Origin of the sequence: Bacteroides sp. An322, assembly GCF_002161765.1 — a bacterium.
Taxonomy (GTDB): Bacteria; Bacteroidota; Bacteroidia; order Bacteroidales; family Bacteroidaceae; genus Phocaeicola; species Phocaeicola merdavium.
The window spans coordinates 156,011-167,268 of sequence record NZ_NFIN01000007.1; the positions used below are offsets into that span (position 1 = coordinate 156,011).

Below are 11,258 nucleotides of genomic sequence, written 5' to 3' on the forward strand. Positions count from 1 at the left end.
CTCCACATCTGTTTTAGCTCATTGTATTAAGCAACAGCAAGGTAGTATGTTTTTCTTTATTTCCATAAAGGTTCTTGTTCCCAATTATGAGGGAAGCCTAATAAATACTGGCTTACTGATATATGTTTTATCAAAAGTTGTTTGAAGTCGGCAACGAAAGTATTGTTAGGGGAAATGGAGTTAAGCCAATAAGCCACATAGCAGAGTTGCGGATAAAGAGTTTGTTCACGAAACGAAAAATCTGTAATCCAAGTCTTGGGCATACGCTCCGGCATCATTGGCTTTACAGGAAATGCACGGTTTGATAGTCTTGAATGATGGGCACAGCAATTACGAAGCACAGCAAGGCATTCTAACCAACTTCTTAAAAATTTGTGATGGTTCAAGCCAAACTCTCTTGCTACAGCGTGTTTTGCCGTAGCATCCGAAAAATTAGAATAAAGTTTAGAAAGTGTACCCATTGAAATAACCTCCAATGTTTTCCATACAGGAGGCAGGTCTGGTTCGCTATATTTACGGAAATGCTCGGTTATAAACTCGTCATGTGAACGAGATACTTCTTTGCGAATAACAGCCAAGTTTACTGCAAAACGTGTTTCGTTAGTAGCGTAATTCTCGTCCATAAACCAGAATGCACCAAATTCTGAGGCAAAGTGCTTAATTATTTTTGTACGGACGGAAACCTCAATCGTTTGGATGGCGGTAAACAGTAAGGCCCGAAGTTCTTTGTCGAAAGAATAAAGGTCTATAACATCGGCAAAATTACTGTCCTCTCTAAATTGGTGGGTGATATGGTCGACTTCAAAGTGTCGCCAATAACCTGCAAGACGGAAATAACTGATGGTGTCAAGAACCTCAATAGCTTGCTTAACATCATCTATGAGCAAACCTCTTCCTCTGAGAATATCAATTTGCTGTTTTGTGGTTATGGCTTGATGCGTATATCTGATTCCCATAAATAAAAAATGTCCCGCTGGGTACGCTAATCTTACGGGAAGCGGGCGGGATTTGTTGATGCAAAGGTAATCTATTATTTTGAATATAACAAGAGGAGAATAGAAAATTGCTGAACTTTTTTATCTTACATTCGTCTTTTCCAAATGTTTTCGTTAATTTTGTATTCGGATTTGGGTAAACCATTTCCAGACATTTGAAAATAAAGGAGCGTTATGCTACTCTTGTAAGTGCAAAGCCTGAGAAACTGAAACACAAAAATCAACAAGAATTGGCATGGCAGTTCCCACGTTATAGCGTGGGCTGCTTAACCATATCTGTTGATTAAGGTTTTCTCAGGGCCTGCACTTTAAGACGTGGTTATTGGCAGTGCCACGCTTCTCGTTTTACCAAGTGAGTGTTCAATACTGTTAGAGTAAATTATGAGCAATAAACAAGAAGATAGAACTGTCATATTAGATAATGGAGAGATTGCCAAGGCAACTTTCCCTGTTGTTGTTTCTGCAAGCCGAAGCACAGATATACCGGCATTCTATGCCGATTGGTTCTTTGAACGACTAAAAAAAGGCTATTCGGCATGGACAAACCCATTCAATGGGAAAAAATTTTATGTCGCTTATGAAGACACTCAGTTCATCGTCTTTTGGTCGAAAAATCCTCGTCCTCTTCTTGAGCATATAGATTATTTACGAGAAAAAGATATTGGCTGTTATATTCAATATACTCTCAATGATTATGAGAACGAAGGATTAGAGCGTGGTGTACCTCCAATTAAAGAACGTATTGAAACATTCAAATTGTTTGTTGATAAACTTGGAAAGGGCGCGGTAGTTTGGCGTTTTGACCCTCTTATTCTTACAGATAAGATAGACATTGATAAGCTTCTGCAAAAGATAGAGAATATAGGGGAACAACTTCAAGGATATACAGAAAAACTCGTTTTCAGTTTCGCAGACATATTGTCATACCGCAAGGTTAAGTCAAACCTTGAACGTAACCATATCAACTACCTTGATTGGACAAAAGACCAAATGATAGAGTTTGCTGAGAAACTTGTTAGTCTTAATAAAGCAAAAGGATGGAACTATAATCTTGCTACTTGTGGAGAAACCATCGACTTAGATGGAATAGAACATAATCATTGCGTAGATGACAAACTTATGGTACGTTTTGGTTATACATCTAAGAAATTGATGGATTTTTTAGGAGTAGAATTTATTGATAGAAATAATCCGCAATTTCTCTTTTATGAAGATGTTGCAATTTCGTTAGATGGCAATCGGTATGCGATAATCAACAAAAAGAATAAGGATAAAGGACAACGCACGGCTTGTGGCTGTATGAAAAGCAAAGATATAGGCGAATACAATACATGCCCACATTTGTGTGAGTATTGTTATGCCAATGCAAGTAAGGAAGTGGCAGTAGCAAATTGGAAGCGACATCAATTAAATAAGAACAATGATTCAATAACTGAAAAATGAATATTCCTCATCAATTGATTCTTAATCGTAAAAAATGTATTTCGTTTTCAGGAGAGGACAATAATGTTGTTTTATCCTTTGAAGACGGAAGTTCTGTTGAGATTAAGTTTCCTACAGTTACAGATATAATATTTATTGGTGAAGGATGTTATGACATAAACAATTATTATAATGAAACCTATTTAATATCTACTTATTGGAATTTTACAAAGGAAAAATATTGTCCAATACTATTTAAAACAGGACAATGGTTTTTCATAAATGAATATCTTGAAATTGTTTACGATGAATGGTATTATTCTATTGGAATCATCCATCATGGACATACATGCTATCAACCTCCTATAGCAAATGAAGTTGTTATAGAAGATAAAGGATTCTTAGTAACAAAAAATGATGGTATACAATATGTATATGAATCTGAATTGGACACTCGGCTAAAATTATTACAAAGTAATGCGTATTACAAAACGATATTAAGTCATTTTCCACTTACAATTGATAAAATAATACAAACGGCAGAAACCGATATACCTCAACGCTTTCGCTCTATGCCGTGGGCATATAGCGATGCTGAAGGTAGAACTTTGGAACATGGGACTGCCATACTTGAGACGGAAGAGTTATGTTCTGCCTATCTAGCTGCCTATGGCAGGATGCATCGTGAAAAACTTTATTTTGCATTGGACGAGACAAAAGAAAAAGGTAATTTCCCTTATCGTGAACTGCATAACGGAGTAGAACTATTTGATTGGGGTTGTGGGCAAGGTATAGGTTCAATGGCAGTTATAGAAAACTTAAGGAAAGAGGGATTGCTGTCTTGCCTAAAGAAGATAACCTTGGAGGAACCATCAGATGTTGCACTGGCAAGAGCCGTACAACATGTAAAGCATGCTCTCGGTACCGATTCTAACGCAACTGTCAAGCAATATTCCGAATACCTTCCATCTGACTATAGTTCCAAAAATACAATTCAAAGTATTGCGGTAGAACAACCATGCGCCATTCATATATTTTCCAATGTACTTGATATTGAATCTGTAAGTCTTAAAGGCGTTTCCAAATTGATTACATCTTCTGGTGTAAAGCATATTGTATTGTGTATCGGTCCTGCCAATCTTAACGAAAGTAGAATAAATGCCTTTAAGAACTATTTTAAGGACAACGACATACAAGTGTTTACGGATTATCGAGAAACGAAATTTGGCAAGCACCCAAATGGAAGAAATTATGGATGCCTAATCAAAAGCTTCGCATTCTCGCTGGATTCTGCAGAAAGTGTTCTTCATAAATACAAATGTTTTGCTCCTATACAATTATTCGCTTGTTATGCGGAGACAATGCCCGAACCAAAGAATAGGAGCATAAAAGATGGAGCTTTTGAGATTATAGCCCCATTTGATATGACAGTACACAAAGGGTTGAATCCCATTCTAGCACTTGTCAGCAATCTCATATCAAGGGGCATCCCAACGTATGCAAGTGAATACATTACTACGGCTCTTTCACACCGAGGTGAAAGGGAAACATCATTAAAAGCAATAGCCCGAATACAAAAGACTATTGTTGAAGCAATGATAACAGGGCGGCTTAACGTTCAATCTGCTGAATGGAATGTCTTGATTATAGAAGATGGTATGGATATTGCCGATATAGCAGTCAGGGATTTTGTTGAAATGTACAATAATGTCATTGCAATGACAGAGGGCTACGACGACATGTTGTTACCACATATAAATATCGTAAAGGTTTCTTCTGTCAAAGCAGATAATATTTTTGACATTGTTATTGATGTATCTGTAAACAAGTATGCCGATTTTGAACATATAGTATTCTCGAAATACAAGGCTAAGAACGATTGTTATTTTATTGTTCGCTCTTCCAAATTAGTTTACGAACCACGTATACTTTATACTACAGAACGCATTAAATATAAATCGTTTGTAGAAAAAGAATCAAGTGGAAAATATATTGTAAATGAGGCGACAGCATCTCATCTCAGATATTTCTTAAAACTTATTTTCAGGAAAGAAGATTTTCGCCCAGGACAATTACCTATACTTAACAGAGCTTTAGGATTAAAGAGCGTGATTGGTCTGTTGCCGACAGGAGGGGGTAAATCCCTAACTTATCAGTTGGCTGCAATGCTTCAACCTGGTGTTACATTAGTTGTTGACCCATTGAAAGGTTTAATGAAAGACCAGTACGATGGACTAATTAACACAGGAATTGATTGTATTTCATTTATCAATGCAGACATTACAATCAATCCAGAAGAAGCACACAAGCGAGAACAAGCTCTTACTGGTTCTCAGATACAAATTATGTTTCTCTCCCCCGAACGTCTTTGTATTCATCGTTTTAGGGAAGTATTACGTTCTATGCGAGAATCTGGTGTATATTTTTCGTATGGCGTAATAGATGAAGTACACTGCGTTTCAGAGTGGGGACATGATTTCCGATTGTCCTATCTTCATTTAGGACGTAATCTGTATAACTATGTCTTACCCAAAGAGGTTGAAGGTGCAGATAATCACATTTCCCTTTTTGGTCTAACAGCGACTGCTTCATTCGATGTGTTGGCAGATGTGGAACGTGAATTATCTGGCAGCAATTCCTATTCATTGGAAGATGATGCTACGGTCAGATATGAGAATACCAACAGATTGGAACTGCAATATAACATTTATCCAGTTGATACTTCAAATGCAAAGAATGTATGGGATGTTGGTGACATTAAAGAGAAATGTCTCATTGATGCAATCAATGATGCAACAAAAAAGATACAGGAGATACAGACTGATGAAAATATCAATGATATAAAAGTGCACTTTTTGGATAGAGAAAACATTTCAGACAAAGAAGTTATATCCAGCGTTAATTCTGTTGATCTCTATACACATATTGATAAAGATTGGTATAGTGTAAGTCATACAGATACGGCTGGTATCGTGTTCTGTTTACGTGCCTCTGAAAAAAGCAATTTAAGTGTTCCTTCTGTTGCCAAAAAACTAAAAACATGTAATATCAATGGCTTCTCCACTTATAAAGGAGGCGATGATACGCAGTGTCAAGAAGAATTCTTGCATGGCAATACACAGTTGATGGTGGCAACAAAAGCTTTTGGTATGGGTATAGATAAGTCAAATGTGCGTCTTACATTTCATTTGAATTATCCGGGCTCTTTGGAATCTTTTGTACAGGAAGCAGGACGTGCTGGAAGGGACAAGAAAATGGCATTGGCTACCATAATGTATTCGCCTAAAAAATTCTGGGACAAAAATGCTCGGACAAATGAATGGAAAGAATATTCGGCAGATTACACTAATAATAAATTTTTCTATGATAGCAATTTCCTTGGAGAAGATTTCGAATTGTATGTAATGGAGTTGCTGATGAATGGGTTGCCTTTGCAAATAAGCAATGAAGAAATAGCTGGTATAAACGAAACTCTTTTCGGAAAAAGTACGGGAATACTTCAATTTATCAATAGATATCCTAAAGGGACAACTCTTACCTATTATGTTTCTTATATTGAAGATGATTATATCCTTGACATGTATAATGAACGTTTGACAGAAAAGCAGATGCCATTATTCAATACCCCAAAGGCAAAATATCTGAAAAATGAACGTGGCTTTAGTTATACACGTGATTTCGGTTCGACTAATTACAAAGATGCTATACAAAAAGCTATCTATCGTATGTGCATTATTGGACTGATAGACGATTTCACAGAGGACTATGCAAAGAAACAATTTCGCATCACAACGATTTGTCAGGATGATTCACGTTATTATGAATATCTCAGTTCCTATTATCGAAAATACTATTCTGAAGATAGAGTTGAATCAATGCTTAATGAAGTTAGACAGATAGCGCAAGGCGAAGGTGTTATTATGGCTTGTTTGAAGCATCTCACTTCATTTGTCTACAGAAGTATTGCGGACAAAAGAGCTAGAGGTATCTTGGATATGGAGCAATTCTGCAATATGGCGATTACTTCAGACAAGGATTGGAAAGAAACGAATGAAGATTTAAAGGATTTCATCTATTACTACTTTAATTCTAAATATGCAAGAGAGGGATTTGTCACTTATGATGCAAGTGTGAAGCAAGAAATACCATTTTCTCTTAAAGATGACACCAATACTGATTTTCACTTAGAGAACGAAACAACCAGTTTTGAACTGGTCAAGAAATATATGCGAGTTGTAGATGCGGACATTGTTAATAACGATGCTCAGAAAGATAATGTTAAGCATTTACAAGGGGCTATTCGACTTATTCGCAGGGCAGCTGCAGAAATGAACCCGGTTCTTAATTTGTTAAATATTTTCTGCACATTATTCCTCGGACAACAAGATAATGAGATGTTAGAAGAAGAAATTTGTAACGATTACGAAGAAGTCATCGATTACTATACTTCGAAAAATAACATAAAAATTTTGGATGAGTATGCAGAACTGCTTATAAGTCATGCGGCAATAGATGAATATAGAAAGGATTATCTTCAAAAATTGTCCACTTATATTCAATTAAAGAGACATTTGAATAGTTTAAAAAATATCGTATCTAAATACAAGTAACATGATAGACGAAAAAATAAACAAAACTTTGTCCGAATTGGAAGCAAATCTTCGAAATGTAGAATCAGCTCGAAAGCAGGTTGAAAGTACTGTTAATTCATACGAAGGAATCAAGGCTGTAACTGCAAATTATGTAAAGAACCTTTCTTCTATAGAAGACAATTTGAAGGAACTTATAAAAGCCATTGGGAAAGATTATGAGAGAACAACCACGTCGTGCAATTCTTTAATTTCTAAGATTAACGATGCAGTAGACGACATAAAAGACGAAGTATCTTCCCAAATAGAAAAATTTCACAAAAAGTTTATGTATATCATTATATGTAACGTGATTATTTGGGTTACTATGCTAATACTTTTCTTTATAAACAAATAGTATTTGCGACAATTAGAAACAACAAAAATAATTACGTAATGAAAGATTCAGTCTCTTCGCAAATCTTCCAAGACATTCAAACTGCATGGAACACATTAAATCCTCAGCATATTATAAAGCACTTGGACAAGTGTTTTATTTATAATTCCCAATGGGTATTTGAGTCTCTTGATTATGAGAGGTATATCTCATATTTAACGGGAAAGTTTAATAAAATAAGAGAAACTGGTTGCATTGTAGAAGCTACTATTGTTGACGGAGCAGTTAGACTTAATCAAAATGGTAGTATTGCATTTTATCGAGTGAAGATAGAAAATGGAAAAATAATCAAAGGTGATGGCTTTCCACATCGTTTTTCGTGTCTCTTAAGTAAAATAAGCCGTTAGCTGGCACTTGAAAAATTAATTGTTCAGATTCGGCTTTTTTTCTTTCGACTACTTCCCATTCATTGTTGTTCCAATAATATAATTCGTATGTTCTTCCGGATGTGATACGGCCATCTTCGATTCGTGGGCAATATCGTATTTCACAGATGCTTTGTGGTTTCCCTAAGTCTAATCCGGTCCAGGCAAAATCACCTTTTCCTTCAGGTGCGTCGAAAAAGGTATAGATGTTTCCGTCAAAAGCTTTGTCGCAAGTTGTCGTGCCGTTGTACCAAGCACCCGGTGTTCCTATGTTTTTCCCTGTCAACTTTTTGCCTTTTTCTCCATAAAATTCAATTTCGGCTACATTGCCATTCCCTCCTTTGGGAGAGAAGACATAACGTACATAACGGTAAGCTGTCATATCGGGCACTCGGATGGTCTGATAATCAGCCTTAGGCATATCTTTTATTGTGTATAATGTTTTCTTATCGGCGAAATCTGCTTGATTAGCTCCTTCGAATACGCCTTCTTGCATACGGTATAGCATAGATTGGTCCAGCCCTATGTCGGTTACGATTGCGGTCTCTCTGTTCGTTGGATCAGTTTTTTCCTGCTGAATCTAAAATACCGCTTTGATAATACCGCTTCGATGTCTGCCGGATATGGTGTGCGGTTGCAGGATAAAAATAAAAAGAAAATACTAAAATAGTACAAGTATTTCAAGGTGATTTGGATTGAAGAATGTTCCTTGCTCCATGGCAATTGCCAACGGAGCAAGGAAGCTGGTTAATATTTCAAATCCTCAAATGGGATCTCAAAGAAATCAGAACAATAGAATTGGGTTACAATTCCTTTATCGTTATATATTTTGCAAAAGATAAATTAGATATCTTTGTAAATAACGATTTAGCTCATCAATCTGTCTTATTCGCAAATGAGTGTGGTAATTATATTGTATTTTAAGTTTTTCAGTATCAATGTAGAGCTAGTACATTCTTGTATTTCGTAATTTAAGACTTCATAATAATATGATTGGTTATTAGCTGATTTTTTCTTATTGTTGACAACTAAATATTTTCCTGATTGGCTTTTCCCGATTTTAGTTGAGTTAAAAGTGTTTTCAGGGGTATCTGATAAATAATAGTCATTTGAATATTCATATCTTTTATTTCCGGGTGAAATCATGAAGGTTGTTTCTTTTGTAGTGGAATATATACATCCTTGTGGGTATGAGGTGCTTCCTTCAGGCAATTGTATTTTCCATTCTTTATTGATCAACATGTCGCTTGTTATTTTTATTTGTGCTTGTGTGTTTTTTGTAAAGCATAGAATCATTATGTATAAAAGTATATATTTTTTCATAATCTTTTTATTTTACTCCTTTTATTACTATTTTATAACTCCCTTTGATGTATGATTGGTTAACGGAATAACAGTATCCTTTTTCAGGGTTCATATAAATAAGGTCACCATTAGCTTTATAACCAACAATTATAATGTTATGTGTTGAATTTAGTATGCTGCTTGGTATGTCAGTCATAATAACATATCCTTTATTTATGACTGTTTTGTAATCTGAAAAAGTTGTTGTATCGAAGAAGTTTGAAACAAGTTCTTTAACTTGATCGAAACCAACAATTCCATCTTTATATATGTTTATTTTAAATGTTTGTAAAGCATATAAATCGTATTCACCTTGATTTGCGTCACCTCCAAAAATATTATTGTTTATATATTCCATACTTGATGTCACACAGGTATTAGGTAATTGTTTGTTCATTGTTACTTTTAGATTCTTTTTAACTAATTTGTCTCCAGTTTCAGCTTTGTATTTTACTGGAGTTTTGTTGCTTTGGCTATTCGTTCCTCCATCATGGCTTCCTCCATTGTAATTTCCATTACCTTTTCCGGGTGGTTGTATGGGTGGTATGGTGCTCGATCCGGGCGGCAGGTCTGGATAAGGCGGATTGGGAGGAGGTGGCAGCGAAGGTACAGAAGGTGTTGGATTGGTCGGTTCTACGAAGACAGGAGGTAGCATACCTCCAGACATTTCTCCGCTTCGAGTCAAGGTACGAACTGTGCGTTTCAGGCTTTTGGCTCCGATGAGTAGTTTCATGGCTTTCAGTTTGGCAAGGTAATCAAGTTCTTTGTCAAACAATGAAACAATGTCGCACAGTTCTCCGTTCCGGTAGCGTTCCACCTGTACGGTGAGGTTGGTGGTGACGGTAGAATACATCACTGTACCGCTGAAACGAGTATCAAGGTCACCTCCATAGAACATGGAAGCGATTTTTTCTCTGTTTAGCGTGGCATGTTCCGCATCGGGAATGATGGTAGCGATGTAGAGACCGTATACATCTTCTTCCAGCGATTGAGCTATGACCAGTTTCTGCAAAAGTGCAGTGCGGTATGTATCGGTACGGATGGCACTGGTATCGATATCCACATAGAAAGAACCTTCATAGGTAGCTTCAGTCACCAAGGCACATCGAATCCTATAGTGGCTTCTTCAGGTTGCGAGAATACTTTTACTTCCTCCCATTTGGGCGAGATGCATCCGGGATGCAGTCCGCTGATTTGGTAGTCAATGTCCTGAGAGGCATAATCCTCAAAAGCGGCACGTGCTTTCAGTACGGCGGGGCTTTGGCTGATGCCTGTAGATGTAGGGCTTAAGTCGTTTCCTTCCTGTAGGCAGGAATGGAACAGCAACAGTCCTAAGCACAAGGATAGAAATCTTACAAAATATTTCATTCGCATTTAATTTTTTAAGTTAATCACTAAAGGTGTTACGTAACGGTCCTATTTTTATTTTTCGGCGGCAAATGTCATGATTCTTTGGAATGTGAACAAATTTTATTTAAGGAAATAATTGCTTGATAAAGAGAATGAAAAGATTTAGATAAAATAGTATTACCATTCCTTTTGTTACGGTATTCCTGTTAGAATAATTGGACAGGAAAAGGATGTTTTAAGCTTGGACATTGAGAAGGTTGGTACAGGTACGGAAGATATTATTAATAAATGTCGTGAATATGGATTGAAGACGCCTGAGTTTTATCAGGAAGAAGACTTTAGGGTTGTTATTTGGAGAGTTAGAGAGGAAAAGGATGATCCAAAGCGGTCCAACTCTGATCCAAAACCGTTCCAAGGTGATCCAAAGGAAGTTGAAGAACTGATAAACTTGATAAAAGGCAATCCTTCCATTTCAAGGGCGGATCTTGCAAAACAGCTTTGCATAAGCGAGCGTCAGGTTCGTAAGATTATAGACTAGTTGAGAGCCGACAAAAGATTGGTGCGAAAAGGAGGAACAACTGGCGAATGGATTATTCTTGAACATCAACAGTAAATTACCCTGAAAGCGGATAGAAATACCCGGATTACTTTTCTCCGTGTGGTGATAAATGTACTAACAAACCTTAAACGATTTCATCGTCCGGTAAGTAGTAGTCTCTCCATTTGATGTCCGATGTGTAAATGGCGGCAATCTTAA

Annotated in this window: 9 protein-coding genes; 4 read left to right on the forward strand and 5 right to left on the reverse strand. The window is 36.6% G+C overall.

Annotated elements, in window-relative coordinates; genetic code table 11:
- Positions 1-56: 56 nt before the first annotated feature.
- Complete coding sequence (locus tag B5F91_RS06005; protein WP_087428178.1) at positions 57-956, reverse strand: Abi family protein; 900 nt, start codon at positions 954-956, stop codon at positions 57-59.
- A 420-nt stretch (positions 957-1,376) separates the two neighbouring features.
- Here B5F91_RS06005 and B5F91_RS06010 point away from each other — a divergent pair, with 420 nt between their 5' ends.
- From B5F91_RS06010 to B5F91_RS06020, 3 genes are read left to right on the forward strand one after another with little or no spacing between them, the layout of a single operon-like run.
- Positions 1,377-2,438, forward strand: coding sequence for a DUF1848 domain-containing protein (locus B5F91_RS06010; RefSeq protein WP_087428179.1), 1,062 nt, complete (start codon positions 1,377-1,379; stop codon positions 2,436-2,438).
- Entirely contained in the window at positions 2,435-7,027 is a 4,593-nt protein-coding gene (locus B5F91_RS06015) for a DEAD/DEAH box helicase (protein WP_239416271.1), read from the forward strand. The genes B5F91_RS06010 and B5F91_RS06015 overlap by 4 nt, the downstream gene beginning before the upstream one ends.
- 1 nt (position 7,028) lies before the next feature.
- Positions 7,029-7,403: a hypothetical protein gene (locus B5F91_RS06020; protein ID WP_087428180.1), complete on the forward strand. Its 375-nt coding sequence runs from the start codon at positions 7,029-7,031 to the stop codon at positions 7,401-7,403.
- A 327-nt stretch (positions 7,404-7,730) separates the two neighbouring features.
- Here the strand turns inward: B5F91_RS06020 and B5F91_RS06025 are convergent, their stop codons facing one another.
- The 4 genes from B5F91_RS06025 to B5F91_RS06040 form a co-directional block, all read right to left on the reverse strand.
- Positions 7,731-8,303 (reverse strand): discoidin domain-containing protein, encoded by a 573-nt coding sequence (locus tag B5F91_RS06025; RefSeq protein ID WP_158099892.1) that lies wholly within the window; start codon positions 8,301-8,303, stop codon positions 7,731-7,733.
- A gap of 389 nt (positions 8,304-8,692) precedes the next feature.
- Positions 8,693-9,130, reverse strand: a complete 438-nt coding sequence (locus tag B5F91_RS14885) for a hypothetical protein (RefSeq protein ID WP_144025078.1) — start codon at positions 9,128-9,130, stop codon at positions 8,693-8,695.
- A 7-nt stretch (positions 9,131-9,137) separates the two neighbouring features.
- Positions 9,138-10,247 (reverse strand): hypothetical protein, encoded by a 1,110-nt coding sequence (locus tag B5F91_RS06035; protein WP_087428183.1) that lies wholly within the window; start codon positions 10,245-10,247, stop codon positions 9,138-9,140.
- A complete protein-coding gene (locus B5F91_RS06040) occupies positions 10,244-10,519 on the reverse strand; it encodes a hypothetical protein (protein ID WP_144025079.1) in 276 nt (91 codons plus the stop codon). Before B5F91_RS06040 ends, B5F91_RS06035 begins: the two co-directional genes overlap by 4 nt.
- A 223-nt stretch (positions 10,520-10,742) precedes the next feature.
- Here B5F91_RS06040 and B5F91_RS06045 point away from each other — a divergent pair, with 223 nt between their 5' ends.
- A complete protein-coding gene (locus tag B5F91_RS06045; RefSeq protein ID WP_239416273.1) occupies positions 10,743-11,039 on the forward strand; it encodes a hypothetical protein in 297 nt (98 codons plus the stop codon).
- Positions 11,040-11,258: the final 219 nt, after the last annotated feature.